This is a genomic window from Microbispora rosea (assembly GCF_044460045.1).
GTDB lineage: Bacteria > Actinomycetota > Actinomycetes > Streptosporangiales > Streptosporangiaceae > Microbispora > Microbispora rosea.
On the sequence record NZ_JBITJO010000001.1, the window covers coordinates 129,301 to 145,293 of the forward strand.

Below are 15,993 nucleotides of genomic sequence, written 5' to 3' on the forward strand. Positions count from 1 at the left end.
CGACCACCGCGTGCCGGTGTTGCCGTCGAAGGCCGCCGACGCCGGAGACGCGGCGTTCTCCGCCGAGGAGGCCGACGACGGCCTGCCCTGCGCGACGTTCGCGGAGCCGCAGGTGGTCCCGCCGCCACCCGACGCCGTGTTGACGGCGAACTCCCAGAGCGAGTAGCCGTACGCCGTGGCCCTGGTCAGTCCGTACATCCGGACATAGCGGCCGGTCGCCGACACGTCGAGCGACTGCGTCCCGGCCACGCCGGTCACCGTGGCGGTCGCGTCCGACCACGACGACCCGTCCGGCGACACCTGGATCTTGAAGGTCTGCGCGCGAGCGGTCTCCCAGTTCAGGACCACCTTGCAGACCTGCTGCGAGCTGCCCAGATCCACCTGGATCCACTGCGGGTCGCTGAACGCGCTCGACCACCGCGTGCCGGTGTTGCCGTCGAAGGCCGCCGACGCCGGAGACGCGGCGTTCTCCGCCGAGGAGGCCGACGACGGCCTGCCCTGCGCGACATTGGCGGTGCCGCAGGCCGCCGCCGCGGCGCTGTAGGTGGTGGGGACGACGCCGGCCACGGCCGCGAAGGTCGACAGCGCGACGAGCGCGGCGGCGACCACGCCGGAGCGTCTGCGCCGTCCGCGCGGTCGTCCGTACGCGGGGTGAGGCGGGGAGGATGGAGGCATGTACGTCTCCTCGGTGCGGAGCCCCTCGGGCGAGGGTTCGGGGGATGAGAGAGGTCCAGCGGCATGAGCGTGCGCCCCCGGTCCGCTTATGTCAAGGCTTATTTCACGATCAGAATTATGTCTTGACTGCGGCGCCCCGATGGATGTTAGTCTCCGGGAGAGCGCTCTCCTATCGATGGATTCACCACTCCGCGGGGGCCCACCGATCCGCCGCCCGCCGGGATCTCCCTCGGCGATCAGCCGGCGGCGGTGATCCTCGCCACCTGCGGCGCGTTCAGGAACTCCTCCAGGACGAGCGTGGCGGCCCCCAGCGCGACCGCGTCGGGACCGAGACGGCCCAGGACGATCGACGTCGCGGCGTACGGCTCGGCCAGCGAGTTGGCCGCGGTGGCACGGCGGATGTCGGGCAGCAGACTCTCGCCGAGCTGGACCCCCACCCAGCCGCCGATCACGATCTTCTCGGGATTCACCAGGTTGACCAGGTTGGCCAGGCCCACGCCCAGGTAGGTGACGGTCTCCTCGACCACCGGGGACTTCGAGGCCAGCACGCCCGCGAGGTCCTCCTCCCAGTCGCCCCGCGAGGTGACGCCCGCCCGGTCGAGGATGGCCTCGATCCCGATGTACGCCTCCAGGCAGCCGCGTCCGCCGCAGCGGCAGGGCCGCCCGTTCGCCACGATCTTCGTGTGGCCCCACTCCCCGGCGCTGCTGCTGACCCCGCGGAACGTGGTGCCGTCGGCCACGATGGTCGCGCCCACCCCCACGCCAAGCAGCACGATGACCGCCTCCGAGGCGCCCCGGCCCGAGCCGAACCACAGCTCGGCCTGGCCCATCGTCTTGGCGCCGTTGTCCACGTACAGCGGGAGCGAAGTCCCGCGGCGCAGGAGCGCTCCAAGCGGAACGCCGTCCCAGCCGAAGGTCGTGGCGTGGATGACGCCGTCGGCCCCCGGTTCGACGATGCCGGGCACCCCCACGCCGATGCCGAGCACCTGCTCGGGGGACACCCCGGCGTCCGACAGCACGACCTCGACCCCCGCGAGGATGTGCCGGGCGATCAGCTCGGGGTCGTGGCGGGCCGGCCGCAGCATGTAGTCCACCTTGGCCCGCTCGGTCATCTCCAGATCGAACAACCCGACCCTGACGTGCGTCTCCGCCACGTCGACGCCGACCGCGAAGCCGTACTCGGGGTTGACGCGCAGCAGCACGCGGGGCCGCCCGCCGTCGGACTCCACCTGGCCCGCCTCGACGACGATGTTCTCGCCCAGCAGGTCGGCGGTCATCGTGCTGACCGTGGCGGCGCTCAGACCGGTGCGCGCGGTGAGGTCGTTGCGGCTGGTCGGGCCGGAGAAGTAGAGCGCGCGCAGCAACACGGCCCGGTTGCCTCTGCGGATGTCCCGAACCGTCCTGCGCTGAGGCCTCGCCATGACCACCCTCCCCGTCGCGACAGGGTCATCTTAGTTCAGAGGCGAAAACAAGCACCTCCGCCCTCCTCCGGCCTCTTCACCGTGCCATCTTCCGGTTACCCGTCCATTACGACGCGGTGTCGTCCCCACCCTTCTTCCAGGTCCTGAACCAACCTCGGCCCACGATGGAGTCGTCCGCGGCCTTCGACGACCTGCCGGGGGTGCAGGCGCGGGTCGTTTCTCGCTGAAGCGGCGTCGTGGTCAGACGCGGGCGGTCGCGAGTTCCTTCATGAGGGTGTCGACGAGAGCGGCGGCGGGCAGGTCGCGGCAGCGGCGGTAGCCGCGGCCGCACCACAGGGCCATCGCCTCGGGGTCGCCGTGCTCCGCCGCCGCCCGGCGCAGCCCCTTCGTCAGGTGGTGCACCTGGGGGTAGTACGCGGGCGCCGACGCCTCGTGCTCCGCCATGAACCGGTTGGCCAGGCCGCGCGCCGTACGTCCCGAGAAGGCCCGGGTGAACGCGGTGCGGCTGAAGCGGGGATCGGCGAGGGCGGCCTTGTGCACGGGGTGCACGCCGCTCTCCGGGGTGCGCAGGAACGCCGTGCCCAGTTGCGCGGCGACCGCGCCCGCGGCGAGGACGGCGGCGACGTCCGCGCCGTCCATGATTCCCCCGGCTGCGACGAGCGGCACGTCGGTCGCCTCCCGCACGAGGCCCACGAGTTCCGGCAGGTCGTCGGGCGCCTTCCAGGAGCTCGGCCAGGCCGGCGGCGGGGCCAGGAAGGCCGTTTGGTGCCCGCCCGCTCCTGTGCCTTGGACCACCACCGCGTCGGCGCCGGCCTCTTCCGCCGCGACCGCCTCCCACGGGGTGTTCACCATGACCACGATCACGGTTCCGGCGTCGTGGAGTCGGGCCGTCACCTCGGCCGGCGGGCAGCCGAAGGTGAACCCGGCCACCGGCACCCGTTCGTCCACCAGCATGTCGATCTTGGCGTCCCACCCGTCGTCGTCCCACGCGGGGGCCTCCGGCAGCGTCACGCCGTACCGCTCGGCCTCGGGGACGAGCTCGTCGCGATAGCGGGCCAGTGCCGCGTCGTCACCCGGCTCCCGCCGTGCGGCCGCGAAATCGGGGACGAAGACGTTCACTCCGAACGGCCGGTCCGTCCGCTCGCGCACCGCGGCGATCTCCCGGCGCACGTCCTCCGCCGTGCGATAACCCGCGGCGAGGAACCCGAGGCCGCCGGCCCCGGACACCGCCGCCGCCAGAGCCGGAGTGGATCCGCCGCCCGCCATGGGCGCCTGGATGATCGGACTCGACGGCCCGAAGGGAAGGACGCGACCGGTCACGGGACCTCCTCACTCGTCTGAACAGCAGCGTAGAACGCGGTCGACGAGCGCACCCGCGGCCCCCGTGTAATCGGCGGGGTCGAACAGCCGGGCCAGGTCCAGCCCTTCGGGCACGGGCAGGAGTTCCTCCAGCACCTCGGCCACAGGGCGCCCGGACGCCGCGGCGGCCGCGGACGCCTCCCCGAGCAGCCGCTTGGCGGCCCCCTTCCCCAGGACCGGCGCGAGCACGGCCGCCGCCCGTTCCGTGACGGTCAGGCTGCCGGTGAGCGCCAGGTTGGCCCGCATGCGCTCGGGGAACGCGACCAGTCCCTCGGCCAGTTCGGCCGTCACGGCGGCGGCCCCGCCGACCAGCCGCAGGCACTCGCGCAGCGGCTGCCACTCGGCGTGCCAGGCGCCCGCGGGCCGTTCGTCCTCGGCGAGCAGGCACTGGTGGAGACTCGCGGCGAGCGCGGGCACCTGGATCGCCGCCGACCGGACGAGGGTCGCGAGGACCGGGTTGCGCTTGTGGGGCATCGCCGACGACACGCCCCGGCCGGGGGCGGCCGGCTCCACCACCTCGGCCACCTCGGTGCGCGACAGCGACTGCACGTCCACCGCGATCTTCCCGAGCACCCCCGAGGTGAGGGCCAGCGCCCCGGCGAGGTCGGCGATCGGAATCCGCAGGACGTGCCAGGGCGCCACCGGCTCGGACAGGCCCACCTCCGCGGCGAACGCGGCGATCAGCCGCTCCGGGTACGACTCCGGGTCGGGTACCCCCGCGATCCGCGCGTACTCCACGTAGCCCGCCAGCGTGCCGGCCGCGCCGCCGAGCTCGGCGGGCAGCTCCGCGCGCACCCGGCGCAGCCGGACCGCGGCCTCGCGTACGGCGTGCAGCCACCCGGCCGCCTTCAGGCCGAACGTGGTGGGCACCGCCTGCTGGGTCAGCGTGCGGCCCGGCATCAGCGTGTCGCGGTGCCGCGCCGCGAGCCCCGCGATCGCGGTCGCGGCCCGGTCCAGGTCGGCGGTGATCAGATCGAGGGCCCTGACGGCCACCAGCATGGCGGCCGTGTCCATGATGTCCTGGCTCGTCGAGCCGCGGTGCACGTATTCGGCGGCTGCCGGGTCCACCACCGCCACGGCGGCCGTCAGGTCCTCAACCAGCGCCACGACGGGGTTGGCCGCCTCCCGGGCACGCAGGGCCAGGGCCGCCAGGTCGAGGCCGCCCGCCTCCGCCACCTTGCCGATCGTCTCCGCGGCCTCCATGGGGACGACCCCCAGCCGGGCCTGCGCGCGGACCAGAGCGGCCTCCGCGTCGAGCATCGCGCGCAGCCACGCGCCGTCGCCGGTCGCCCGCTCCGCCGCCGAACCCACCCGGACCGGGGACAGCAGGCCCAGATCGAGGTCACCGCCCAGGTCGTTCATCGCACACCCGCCCCGGTCGCGCCGGAGGCGGCGAGAGCCGTACGGGGCCCGGCGACCACGCGAACGACACGGCGGCGGCTCGCGAGGGCCCGCGCGGGCGTCAGCGCGAGCACGCTGCGGGCGATGGCGTCGGAGTCGCCCAGGATCACGGAGTTCACCCCCGGCCGCACCCCTGCGGCCGTCACCCAGTGGACCGACTCGGTGGGCACGCCGTAGGCGAACCGCCGCGGGTGGGCCCGGCCGTCCGCGTCCAGCAGCCGGTAGGGCCGGCGGGTCACCGCGAGACCGCCCGTCTCGTGGCCGGCGTCGCCACGCCGCCCGCCGATCACGTACGCCCGGCACTGGCCGGTCCTGAGCAGGTGGCGCAGCAGCGGGTCGGCCGTGCGCCGCAGGTCGATCTCGGGCAGCCGGGCCTCGACGAGCACCCTGGCCCGTACGGCGGAGCCCGGCACGGCGGCCGACTCGGCCTCGAAGGCGCCGTCGCGGGCGTGCACCCGCATGCCGGGGCCGATGACGGTGAGCACACCCGCCTCGATGAGCGCGATCATCTGCTCCACCCGCTCGGCCGGCGGCCCGATGGACAGGAACGCGTTGAGCGGCGTGTACCACCGGTCGAGGTCGTCGCGGTGCGAGCGCCCGGTGAGCCCGCCGTGGTCGACCACCTGCCTGACCTCGTTGCGCAGGTCGCGCAGCACGTCGAGGGCGGCCTTCATCGGCCCGCTGACGTTGCCCGCGCGGGCCTGCGCCAGGTCGGTGCGCAGGTAGGCGGTGAGCCACTCGCGCCAGTCGTCAGGGCCGGCGAAGCCGATCCCCCGGTAGGGCTCGGCCGCGCGCTCCCAGTCCCACCGCACCGCCGGGCCGATGCCGAAGGCGTCGAGCACCAGGGCCTCCCCGGAATCGCCCCAAGGATGGGCGAGGTAGGCGGCGCGGAAGCGGCCGGCGACGCACTCGCACTCCCGCTGCGCCAGCAGCGTGGCGTAGTAGACGGTCTCCACCTCCTTGGCGATCAGCGGCCACAGGTCGGCGCGGAAGTCGAGCCCGCCGCGGGCGGCCGAGCGCGCGGCCAGCGACGCGATCCTGCCCGGCGTGAGCAGCAGCGGCTCGTGCCTGCCCTCGACCCCCTTCTCGTTCTCGCCCCTGGACTGGTAGGGGATGCCCCGGCGCGATCCCGCGTACAGGCGGGGCTCCCGGCCGGAGGGCCGGTAGACGAGGCGGCCCGCCTCACCCCGTTCGAACCGGCCGCCGCGCCCGAGCGTCAGCAGGGCCATGTGGTCGAAGAAGTTGAGCCCGAGGCCGCGCAGCAGCACCGCCTCCCCCGGCCGCACCCTGCTCATGTCGGTGCTCAGGTCGGCGTCGGCGGGGTTGGCGGGCGGCACGTGGACCAGGCCGTGTGCGGCGGCGTACGCGGCGGCCTCCCGCTCGGCGTCCGTGGGCTCGACCGGCAGGTGCCCCTGCGCCAGGACCACCGCGTCGAGCGAGCCGAGCACGGTGCCGTCCTCCAGCACCACCCGCTGCGCGCCGGTGCCGGGCACGTCGTCGAGCGCGGTCGCCCGGCCGGCGTGCACCCGCACCTCCACCTGCCGGGGCGCCCGCGCGACCACCCGCTCGAACACCCAGCGCAGGTAGCGGCCGTAGAAGGCGCGGGTGGGATAGGTGTCGGGCCCGAGCCGCCGCGCCTCGGCGAGCATGTCCTCGGAGACGCCGTCCGGGAGCAGCGCGCCGTCCGGAGAGAGCTCGCCGTCAGGGGAGAGCACGCCGTCCGCGAAGAGCACCAGGTGCCGCGCCCACTCGTACAGGCTGGGGCCCGTCTCCAGCGGCCCCCGGATGTCGACGCTGGGGTCGGTGAAGAGCGTGACCTGCGAGGCGACGGTGTTCATGAGCAGCTGACCCGGCTGGTCGGTGCGCCACACCTGTCCGGCTCCCGGCGGGTACGGATCCACCACGTGCAGCAGGACGCGTGCCCGCGGCGGCAGCCGACGCGCGTTGGCGCACAGCCGCTCGATCACCGACATACCGCGCGGCCCCGCTCCGATCACGCACACCTCGAACGGCCGGGTCGATCGCGTTGTACTCATCCGCTCCTCCAGTTCCCTTCGGGTCGTGAGATGAGGATGCGGGAGCGGAGCCTTCGTGAGGTATGTCACATTTGGCGAGGCGGTGTTAAGCATTGCTTCATGCACGACGTGACACGCCTGGCGGCGCTGGTGGCAGTCGCCGAGGCCGGTTCGATCACCCGGGCGGCCGCCCGCCTCGGCTACACGCCGCCCGCGCTGTCGCAGCAGATCGCCAAGCTGGAGCGGGAGGCGGGCGCCGCACTCGTGATCCGGCACCGCCGCGGAGCCACGCTCACGGCGGCGGGCGAACTGCTGGTGGAACACGCCCGGCGGGTGCTCGACGAGCTGGAACGGGCCCGGCACGGCCTGGCCGCGCTCGCCGGCCTGTCCGGCGGGCACATCACGGTCGGCACGTTCACAACCGCCGGCATCCACCTGTTACCGCCGGTCCTCGCCGCGTTCCGGCGGGCTCACCCCGCCGTGGAGGTGAATGTGAGGGAGTACGAACCGCCGTCAGGGCTGCCCGCGGTGGCCTCCGGCGAGGCGGATCTCGTGCTCACGCACACCTACGAACATCAGCCCGCCCCGGCGCTGCCCTCCGGGGTCGCCGTCGAGGCGCTGCTGGTGGAGGAGCTGGTGCTGGTGGCCGCCCCCGGGCACGCGCTCACCGATCCGGCCGAGCCGCTGCCGTGGCCTGAGCTCGCCGGGCGGCCGCTGATCAGCGGCTCGCGCGGGCTGGCCAACCGGGAGGCCCTTGAGGCGTTGTTCCGCCGCGAGGGGCTGGCGCCGCCCGTCGTGGCGTACGAGACGGGCAACTACGGCATGTCCTGCGCCCTCGCCAGCGGGGGCATGGGCCTCGCCCTCGTGCCGAGAACCGTCGCCGACCTGGCCGAAAACCCCCTCAGCGTACGGCGGCTCGCCCCGCCGGGCCTGCACCGGACGATCAGCCTGGCCTGGCGGTCCGACGACAGGTCTCCCGCGCTGGCGACCATGCGTTCGCTGTTCAGGAACACCGGCAAGGCGGCGCCCCGGCGGCCCCAGGAGGAGCCGCCGAGGTGAGGGGCGCCGGTCAGTCGAATTCCGGGTCGGTGGTGCGGCTGCGCTTCATCTCGTAGAAGTACGGGAACTTCGCCATGGCGACGGCGCCGTCGAAGATGCCGACCGCCTCCTCGCCGCGCGGGATGCGGGTCATCACCGGGCCGAAGAACGCCACGCCGTCGATGTGGATCGTGGGCGTGCCCACCTCGTCGCCGACCGGGTCCATGCCCTCGTGGTGCATGCGGCGCAGGGCCTCGTCGTACTCGTCGGTGCCGGCGGCGTCGGCCAGTTCGAGCGGCAGCCCGACCTCGGCGAGCGCCTCCTTGGCCACAACCCCGTAGTCCTTGTTGTCCTGGTTGTGGATGCGGGTGCCCATCGCGGTGTACAGGTCGCGCAGCACGCCCTCACCGTGGTGCTGGGCGGCTGCGACGCACACCCGGACCGGACCCCGCCACCTGGGCACCGCCTCGCGATAGAAGTCGGACAGGTCCTCCTTGCCCTCGTTCAGCACGGAGAGACTCATCACCCGGAACCGCAGGTCGATGTCGCGCTGCTTCTCGACCTCCAGGATCCACCGGGACGTGACCCAGGCGAACGGGCAGACGGGGTCGAAGTAGAAGTCCACGCGGGGACGGCTGTCCGCTCCGGCCTGGTCGGCGGCGCTGTCGATGTCGCTCATGAAACTCTCCTGACGAACGGGGTCGGGGGCCGGTTTCGCGAGCGTATCCAATGTGAGCAAGGCCACGACACCGCACTCGACCCCTTGAATCAGGACCTGTTTCCCCTCAATTCCGGGCAGCCGCTGGCGTTCTCCCCCGGAGGGCTCTCTAGGGTGTCCTCGTGACCGAGTTCCACGAAAAGCCCGCGATCCACGAGAAGGCGGCGGCCCTGCGGGCGCTCCACGTGCCCGGCGACCCCGTCGTGCTGCCCAACGCCTGGGACGCCGCGTCGGCGCGTGCCGTCGAGGCGGCCGGGTTCTCCGCCGTCGCCACCGGCAGCGCGGCCGTCGCCGCCGTCCTGGGCTACGAAGACGGGCACGACACGCCTGCGGACGAGATGTTCGCGGCCGTGGCCCGCATCTCCCAGGCCGTCGCGGTCCCCGTGACCGCCGACGTGGAGCGCGGCTACGGCCTGGAGCCCGCCGAACTCGTCGAGCGGCTCGCCGCCGCGGGCGCCGTGGGCTGCAACCTGGAGGACTCCGACCCGGCGACCGGGGCGATGATCGACCCCGCTGAGCAGGCGGACTTCGTGGCCGCCGTGCGGGCGGCGGCGGACGAGGCCGGGACCGGCCTCGTGATCAACGCCCGCGTGGACACCTTCATCCACGGTTCTGGGACTCCCGGCGAGAGGCTCGCGGAGTCGCTCGACCGGGGCGGCCGCTATCTCGCGGCCGGCGCCGACTGCGTCTACCCGATCTTCGCGGGCGATCCCGAAGTGATCGGCCAGCTCGCCAAGGAGATGGGCGGCCCGATCAACGTGCTGTTCCGGCCCGGTGTGCCGGCCATCCGCGACCTCGCGGCCCTCGGCGTGGCCAGGGTCAGCTTCGGTCCCGGCATCCACCGCGCGGCTCAGGCGTTCACAGCCCGCATTCTGGACGCGATCGCCCGGGGAGACGACCCCTTCCCGCCCGCCTGACCACATCCGCAGGGCCACGCCCACCGGCCTACGGCTCGCCGTACGACCAGCCCGACCAGCGCTCGACCCGGACGAGGATCGCGGGCCCGGACGGGGGCCGTTCGCGATACTGGGCGTACTTGCGCGCCAGCCACGCCACGGCCCGCTCGCGCTCGTCGCCGCCCTCCACGACGCGGGCGTGCCCGTCGGCGCGCACCCACCACAGCCGTTCCCAGTCGTCCTCGTAGTGGTCGGCCAGCAGGCAGACGCGGGGATCGTCGCGGATGTCGCGCAGCCGTCGCAGATCGGTCGTGGCCTTCGGCTTGTGGTCCACGGCCGTCACCACGGTGCCTTTCCCACCGTCCCGCAGCAGGGCGAACGTGACCGGGACGAGCCGCGGCGCGCCCTCGGCCCCGGCGGTCGCGAGGCGGGCCACGCGGGCCGCCGAGAACAGCTCCCGGGCCCGCTCCTCGGGCATCCTCACCAGGCCAGCCTACGCGTCGCGGCCGCGCTTGATCGTCTTTGTACGGCGGCCTATGGTGTCCGCCATGGAGGCATCTGAGTTACTCGAGCGAGCCCGCTCGCGCGCATCCGACCCCGAAAACCCTCTGGAAATCCTGTCCGCCGCGATCGCCCTGTGCCGGGACCTGTCCGGCGAAGCGGGCGGCGAGGTGGACGCCCTGCTCGACCTCGCGGTGTGCCGGGCCCGTGAGGCCGGCGCGTCCTGGACCGCCATCGGTGAGCGGTTCGGATACGTCAGGCGAAGCCCGCGCAGGCGCTTCACGCCCGCCTTCGCCCACCGGCACCTGGTCAACCGCCGCATGAAGCGCGACGCGGCCTGCTCCTTCTGCCGCAGGCCGCCAGGTCCGCGCGTGCACATGGTCCACGGCGAGGGCGGGCGCATCTGCGACCGCTGCGTGGCACTGGCCGGAGACATCGTCGCCGGGCTGGCCCGCCGCGGCCGCTGACGCGCCTCAGGTGACCGTGAGCCGCCGCGCGTAGCGCTCGTCCCGCCACAGCTCCTCGCGGAGCACCTCGGCCAGCGCCGTCGCCGCGTCGTACACGTCGACGTGGCGCAGATACAGCGGGGCGAAGCCGAAACGGACGAAGTCCGGCTCGCGGTAGTCCCCCACCACCCCCCGGTCGGCGAGCGCGCGCACCACGGGGTAGCCGTGCGGGTGACGGTAGCTGACCTGGCTTCCCCGCCGCTCCGGGTCGCGCGGGGAGGCCAGGACGAGCCCGAGCCCGGGGCCGCCGAGCTCGTCGAGCAGGTCGATGAACAGCGAGGTCAGGGCCACGCTCTTGGCTCTGACCTCGTCCAGGTCCACCCGCTCCCAGATGTCGAGGGACGCGTTGAGCGCGGCGTACGACAGGATCGGCGGGCTGCCCGTGGCGAAACGCCGCACACCGGGCGCGGGGCGGTAGTGAGATTCGAAGTCGAAGGGCGCGGCGTGGCCGTGCCAGCCCGACAGCACGTTCTGGACGGCGTCCTGGTGGCGCGGCGCGACGTACAGGTAGGCGGGGGCGCCGGGCCCGCCGTTCAGGTACTTGTAGGTGCAGCCGACGGCGAAGTCCGCCTCGCCCACCCGTACGGGCAGCGCCCCGGCACTGTGGCACAGGTCCCAGACCATGAGCGCGCCGGCCGCCCGGACCAGCTCCGTCACCGCCGCCATGTCCCTGGCCGCACCGGTCCGGTAGTCCACGTGCGACAGCAGCACGAGCGCGACGTCGTCGCCGAGGGCGTCCTCCAGCGAAGGGCCGGCCTCGCCGACGTCCCGGATCTCGTACGCGCCGAGCGCCCGGGCGGCGCCCTCCACGACGTACCGGTCGGTGGGGAAGTTGTCGAGGTCGGAGACGATCACGCGGCGGCCGGGCCGCAGTGGGAGGGCGGCCGTGACCACCTTGAAGATGTTCACCGAGGTGGAGTCGCCCGCCAGCACCTCGCCGGGGCGCGCGCCGATGAGGGGCGCGATGCGGTCGCCGGTGCTCTGGGGCATGTCCCACCAGCCGGCCGTGTTCCAGCTCGCCCCGAGATGCACCCCCCACTCGGTCTCGACCGTGTGAGCCACCCGCTCCGGCGTACGCCGCGGTAGCGCGCCGAGCGAGTTGCCCAGCAGGTAGACGACCCCGGTGGGCAGCGAGAACTCGTCCCGGAACTCCCGGAGCGGGTCCTTGGCGTCGAGGTCCTGGCATTCGGCCCGGCTGAGTACCATCGGCAACTCCTTCGTCACCGCATTATGTACCGAAATATCCGATCTTGTCGTAGTCGTGATGACGGAGCGTTCCCGGCATCGGCAATACCGGAAGGGACCGTTCCACGGATGCGGACGGCTATAACCCCCAGAGATCGCCACACCGGCACGATCAGCCAAAAGTAAGCACAAGACGCACCCAAGACTCTGTGCGATCGTGGACAAGACGGGGCAAGTTCTCTGGAGACGCCAAACCCCCGTTGGTGACAGAGGGTGATCAAACGTGACGGAATCCCCGTCGGTGCATCACGAGTCCCCGATCTATCGCCGTATAGCCGACAGGCTGCGCGACCAGATCCTGTCCGGAGCACTCGGTGACGGCGACCGGCTACCGGGCGAGAACGCGCTCATGAAGGAGCACGGCGTCGCACGGGCCACGGCTCGGCAGGCTCTCGCCGTGCTCATCAACGAAGGACTCGCCGTGCCGAAGCGGGGATCGGGCGTCTATGTGCGACTGTTCCGCCCCATCCGCCGCCACGGGTCCCGCCGGCTCTCCCGGGAGCAGTGGGCCCAGGGCCTGGCCATCTGGGACTCCGACACCCGGGGCCGGTCGTACGTCGTGGACGAGGTGACCATCCTGCGCGAGCCGGCGAGCGAGCAGGTCGCCCGCGTGCTCGGCACCGGCGAGGTGTGGGTGCGCCGCCGCCGCTACTCGGTGGACGGCCGCCCGGTGCAGCTCGCGGCCTCCTGCTTTCCCGCCGACCTCGTGGAGGGCACGGCGGTCGTCCTGCCCGACACGGGCCCGGGCGGGGTGTACGCCCGGCTGGGCGAGCTCGGCCGGGCCCCCGTCCACTTCAGCGAGGAGGTGCGGGCCCGGATGCCCCTGCCCGGGGAGGCCGAGTCGCTGAGCCTTCCGGCCGGCACGCCGGTGATCTCCGTCACCCGGGTCGCCTTCGCGGAAGGGGGCGTGCCGGTCGAGGTCAACGAGATGATCCTGGACGCGGCGTCGTATGTACTCCAATACGACTTCGACGCCTAGGTCAAGAGGCAACGTTGACCTGACCATCCCGATCATTGATTTCTCTAGAGATGTCCCGCACCTTGAGGTGGACAGGTCAAGAGCACCCGGGCATACGGCGAGGGAGGGTGTACGGATGTCCTTGGACCGACGCCTCGCCGAGATCGCCCGGGAGTTTCCGGAGTGGACGATCTGGCGGAGCGACGCGGGCCGGTGGTGGGCGACCCGGCACCACCCGCTCAGCTCGGCGCAGCGGGCGGCGGGATGCGCGATGACCATCGACGCTGACGAGCCCGACGGACTGCGTGAGCTGCTGCGCGAACAGGAGGCACGCGCCGCCGATCCATGAGCGCGGAAGCCCCCGACCCGATCGGGGGCGGGGGCTTCCGCTACCAGGATGGGGGCCAGTGCTCCGGCCTTCAGGCCGAGGGTGAAGGCCCGTGCGGGAGGGCCGTCAAGGCCCGAGCGTGCTCTAACCCGCAGTGTCAGCCATGTTCGCCCTGCACGAGTTCGGCAGCTTCCGCCACCGGTACCGGCACGATGGCGGCGATTCTGCGCCCCCGGTTGGTGATGTAGGTGATGCGGCCTCGGACAGCGGCGTCATTGAGGACGTCTGCGAACAGCCTGCGTGCGTCGGCGACGCTCATCTCTTCCGACTCCATACGGGGCAGCGTACATGGATGCGCTTGTATGTACATGGGCGTACAATTTGATCCGTGCAGCTCAGGTACAACTTCCGCCTCTACCCGACGCCGGGTCAGCGTCAAGCGCTGGCACGGGCGTTCGGGTGCGCGCGGGTGGTGTTCAACGACGGGCTGCGCGCACGGCAGGACGCTCGGGAACAAGGCATGCCGTACATCTCCGACGGGGAGTTGTCCAAGCGGGTCATCACCGAGGCGAAGAGGACCACGGAACGCTCCTGGCTGGGCGAGGTCTCCGCCGTGGTGCTGCAACAGGCGCTGGCGGATCTGAACACCGCCTACCGGAACTTCTTCAACTCAATGGCGGGGAAGCGGAAGGGGCCGAAGGTCGCCCCACCCCGTTTCCGATCCAAGAGGGACAACCGGCAGGCGATTCGCTTCACGAAGAACGCCCGGTTCTCCGTCACCCCCGGTGGGAAGCTGCGCCTGCCGAAGATCGGGGACGTGAACGTCCGCTGGTCACGGGACCTGCCCGCCGAACCGTCGTCGGTCACGGTGGTCAAGGACGCCGCCGGGCGGTACTTCGCATCCTTTGTGGTCGAGACGGCAGGCGAGCCGTTTCCCAAAGTGACGCCGGAGATCGGGATCGACCTCGGTCTCACGCACTTCGCGGTGCTGTCGGACGGTCGGAAGGTGGACAATCCGCGTTTCCTCCGCCGTGCCGAGCGGCGTCTACGCAAGGCGCAGCAGGATCTCAGCCGGAAGGCCACGGGGTCGAACAACCGCAAGAAGGCCGTCGTAAAGGTCGCCAAGGCACATGCCAGGGTGGCCGACGCGCGCCGTGACTGGGCACACAAGCTCTCCACCGCGTTGATCCGCGATAACCAAGCGGTGTACGTGGAGGATCTTGCCGCCTCCGGCCTCGGCCGTACCCGCCTCGCGAAGTCCGTTCACGATGCGGGCTGGTCATCCTTCGTCGGCATGCTGGAGTACAAGGCGGCCCGGTACGGCCGCCACTTCGCCAGGATCGACCGGTGGTTCCCCTCCTCCAAGCTCTGCTCACAGTGCGGGGCGCTGCAAGAGAAGATGCCGCTGAACGTCCGGTCGTGGGAGTGCCCGTGTGGTGCGGTCCACGACCGGGACGTCAACGCGGCGAAGAACATCCTGGCCGCCGGACGGGCGGACAGGCTAAACGCCTGCGGAGGGACCGTAAGACCCGCCGCTTAGCGGAGGGCAGGACCCGATGAAACAGGAAGCCACAGAGGCGCCGCACGCGCGGCACGGGCTGAATCCCCAGCCTTCAGACTGGGGAGCGCGTCAACAGTCCTCACATGCGTCGCGCGCCGGCCGGAACGGGCTCGCATGCCCGCTCACTGGCCGGCTCGCAGGCCCGCTCACTGGCCGGCTCGCATGCCGGCTCACTTGCCGGCGACCGACTGACCGTCCGGCATGGCACGCCGCACCCGGCCGAGGTTGACGTCGGTGTCCTCGGGCGACGACGTCACGTCGTGCCCGTTCTCATGCCCGTCCTCGTGGCGTCCGTCGTCCACGATCAGGACCGCGTCGTCCTCGTCGCCGTCCATCCGCCCCTGATCGTCGGCGTCATGCGCCTGCTGCCCGGACGGCCCGGCCTCCAGGGCCTGCCGCGGGTCCTCGACCGGCCGGTGCGACTGCTCGTGCGACTGGTCGTGTCGCTGGTCGGACGCGCCCGCGGCGATGGCGTGCACCTGCGGCGGGGGCGGAAGCACGGCGGCCTCGTCGATCAGCGGGCCGGCCGCGGTCTCGCGGTGCATCAGGTCGCCGAGCACAGAGCCGATCTCGTTGAGCCGGCGCACGACCTCCGTGTGGGTGTCGGTGAGGTAGGCCACCCGGCGGCCGGTGTGCTCGTCCAGCGCGTTCACCCGCTGCTGCGCCGCCGCCAGCATGGCCTCGGCCTGCCCGCGCGCCTCGACGAGCAGCCGCTCCGCCTCCATGCGGGCGGCGGTGAGCTGCCGCTCCCCTTCCGCGCGAGCGGAGCGCAGGGTCTCCTCCGCCTCCGCACGGGCCGTGCCCAGCGTCTCCTCCGCGTCCGCGCCCGCCTGCGCGAGCAGCCGCTCCGACGTGGCGGTGGCGTCGGCGACGCGACGCTCGGCCTCCTCCTGGGCGGCGCCCCTGATCGCGTCGGCCTGCTCACGCGCCGACGTCACGAGCCGCTCGGCCTCGGCCGCCGAGGTCTCGCGCAGTCTCCTGGCCTCGGCCTCGGACGCCTCCTTGTTGGCCGCCGCCTCCTCCTGCGCCAGCTTGAGTATCTGACTCAGCCGCTCCCCCAGCTCGTCGGGGTTCTGCGGTGAATCCGTCATCCTCCGCCGCGCCTCGGCCAGCTCCAGGCGGCTCTGCTCCGCCTGGTCGATCGTGCGGGCGAGCCGTTCCTCCAGGTCCCGGATCTGGTTGCGGGTCCGGATCATGTAGTCGTGGACCTGCCTGCGGCTGTAGCCACGCATCACGACTTCGAAGGAGTCGTCACTCATCAGGTCGGGGAAGTTGTCGGTCTGATTCGTCATGAGAAACCCTGGGGTTGGAGATAACGACGGTAACGCAGCCAGGACACGACTTTCCTGCTATCCGTCGCACATCGCAACC

At 72.4% G+C, this 15,993-nt stretch carries 16 protein-coding genes; 6 read left to right on the forward strand and 10 right to left on the reverse strand.

The window, feature by feature from the left end:
• The 5 genes from ACIBK1_RS00595 to ACIBK1_RS00615 all read right to left on the reverse strand — a co-directional run.
• Positions 1–675 (reverse strand): discoidin domain-containing protein (locus ACIBK1_RS00595; protein WP_396731256.1); only part of this gene is annotated, 675 nt, incomplete at its 3' end.
• Between the two features lie 236 nt (positions 676–911).
• Positions 912–2,096: an ROK family transcriptional regulator gene (locus ACIBK1_RS00600; protein WP_030512536.1), complete on the reverse strand. Its 1,185-nt coding sequence runs from the start codon at positions 2,094–2,096 to the stop codon at positions 912–914.
• 240 nt (positions 2,097–2,336) lie between these two features.
• Positions 2,337–3,416 (reverse strand): nitronate monooxygenase, encoded by a 1,080-nt coding sequence (locus ACIBK1_RS00605; protein ID WP_396731259.1) that lies wholly within the window; start codon positions 3,414–3,416, stop codon positions 2,337–2,339.
• 9 nt (positions 3,417–3,425) lie between these two features.
• Positions 3,426–4,817 (reverse strand): 3-carboxy-cis,cis-muconate cycloisomerase, encoded by a 1,392-nt coding sequence (gene pcaB, locus ACIBK1_RS00610; protein WP_396731262.1) that lies wholly within the window; start codon positions 4,815–4,817, stop codon positions 3,426–3,428.
• Entirely contained in the window at positions 4,814–6,892 is a 2,079-nt protein-coding gene (locus tag ACIBK1_RS00615; RefSeq protein WP_051762906.1) for an FAD/NAD(P)-binding protein, read from the reverse strand. The genes pcaB and ACIBK1_RS00615 overlap by 4 nt, the downstream gene beginning before the upstream one ends.
• Positions 6,893–6,991: 99 nt before the next feature.
• Between ACIBK1_RS00615 and ACIBK1_RS00620 the strand changes: the two genes are divergently transcribed.
• The gene (locus ACIBK1_RS00620; protein WP_030512532.1) at positions 6,992–7,930 is read left to right on the forward strand and encodes a LysR family transcriptional regulator; all 939 of its coding nucleotides are present in this window, start codon (positions 6,992–6,994) and stop codon (positions 7,928–7,930) included.
• A gap of 10 nt (positions 7,931–7,940) precedes the next feature.
• Here the strand turns inward: ACIBK1_RS00620 and ACIBK1_RS00625 are convergent, their stop codons facing one another.
• Positions 7,941–8,588, reverse strand: coding sequence for a mycothiol-dependent nitroreductase Rv2466c family protein (locus tag ACIBK1_RS00625; RefSeq protein ID WP_357315158.1), 648 nt, complete (start codon positions 8,586–8,588; stop codon positions 7,941–7,943).
• A gap of 161 nt (positions 8,589–8,749) precedes the next feature.
• Here ACIBK1_RS00625 and ACIBK1_RS00630 point away from each other — a divergent pair, with 161 nt between their 5' ends.
• The gene (locus ACIBK1_RS00630; protein WP_396731266.1) at positions 8,750–9,544 is read left to right on the forward strand and encodes an isocitrate lyase/phosphoenolpyruvate mutase family protein; all 795 of its coding nucleotides are present in this window, start codon (positions 8,750–8,752) and stop codon (positions 9,542–9,544) included.
• Positions 9,545–9,572: 28 nt separating this feature from the next.
• Here the strand turns inward: ACIBK1_RS00630 and ACIBK1_RS00635 are convergent, their stop codons facing one another.
• Positions 9,573–10,001, reverse strand: coding sequence for a TIGR03668 family PPOX class F420-dependent oxidoreductase (locus ACIBK1_RS00635; RefSeq protein WP_396733098.1), 429 nt, complete (start codon positions 9,999–10,001; stop codon positions 9,573–9,575).
• Positions 10,002–10,071: 70 nt separating this feature from the next.
• Between ACIBK1_RS00635 and ACIBK1_RS00640 the strand changes: the two genes are divergently transcribed.
• Complete coding sequence (locus ACIBK1_RS00640; RefSeq protein ID WP_159454903.1) at positions 10,072–10,491, forward strand: ClpX C4-type zinc finger protein; 420 nt, start codon at positions 10,072–10,074, stop codon at positions 10,489–10,491.
• A gap of 6 nt (positions 10,492–10,497) precedes the next feature.
• On the opposite strand, the gene kynU is transcribed toward ACIBK1_RS00640, so the two are convergent.
• Positions 10,498–11,736 carry a kynureninase gene (kynU, locus tag ACIBK1_RS00645; RefSeq protein ID WP_363526611.1) on the reverse strand — a complete coding sequence of 413 codons (1,239 nt, stop codon included), beginning with the start codon at positions 11,734–11,736 and terminating at the stop codon, positions 10,498–10,500.
• A gap of 262 nt (positions 11,737–11,998) precedes the next feature.
• On the opposite strand from kynU, the gene ACIBK1_RS00650 reads away from it, so the two are divergent.
• Both ACIBK1_RS00650 and ACIBK1_RS00655 read left to right on the forward strand, forming a co-directional pair.
• Entirely contained in the window at positions 11,999–12,754 is a 756-nt protein-coding gene (locus ACIBK1_RS00650; RefSeq protein WP_030512526.1) for a GntR family transcriptional regulator, read from the forward strand.
• A gap of 115 nt (positions 12,755–12,869) precedes the next feature.
• Positions 12,870–13,082 (forward strand): hypothetical protein, encoded by a 213-nt coding sequence (locus tag ACIBK1_RS00655; protein ID WP_030512525.1) that lies wholly within the window; start codon positions 12,870–12,872, stop codon positions 13,080–13,082.
• 136 nt (positions 13,083–13,218) lie between these two features.
• On the opposite strand, the gene ACIBK1_RS00660 is transcribed toward ACIBK1_RS00655, so the two are convergent.
• A complete protein-coding gene (locus ACIBK1_RS00660) occupies positions 13,219–13,395 on the reverse strand; it encodes a type II toxin-antitoxin system prevent-host-death family antitoxin (protein WP_081904072.1) in 177 nt (58 codons plus the stop codon).
• A 54-nt stretch (positions 13,396–13,449) separates the two neighbouring features.
• Here ACIBK1_RS00660 and ACIBK1_RS00665 point away from each other — a divergent pair, with 54 nt between their 5' ends.
• Positions 13,450–14,601: an RNA-guided endonuclease InsQ/TnpB family protein gene (locus ACIBK1_RS00665; RefSeq protein ID WP_396731271.1), complete on the forward strand. Its 1,152-nt coding sequence runs from the start codon at positions 13,450–13,452 to the stop codon at positions 14,599–14,601.
• 191 nt (positions 14,602–14,792) lie between these two features.
• Here ACIBK1_RS00665 and ACIBK1_RS00670 read toward each other — a convergent pair whose 3' ends face one another.
• Positions 14,793–15,914 (reverse strand): hypothetical protein, encoded by a 1,122-nt coding sequence (locus ACIBK1_RS00670; protein WP_396731274.1) that lies wholly within the window; start codon positions 15,912–15,914, stop codon positions 14,793–14,795.
• Positions 15,915–15,993: the final 79 nt, after the last annotated feature.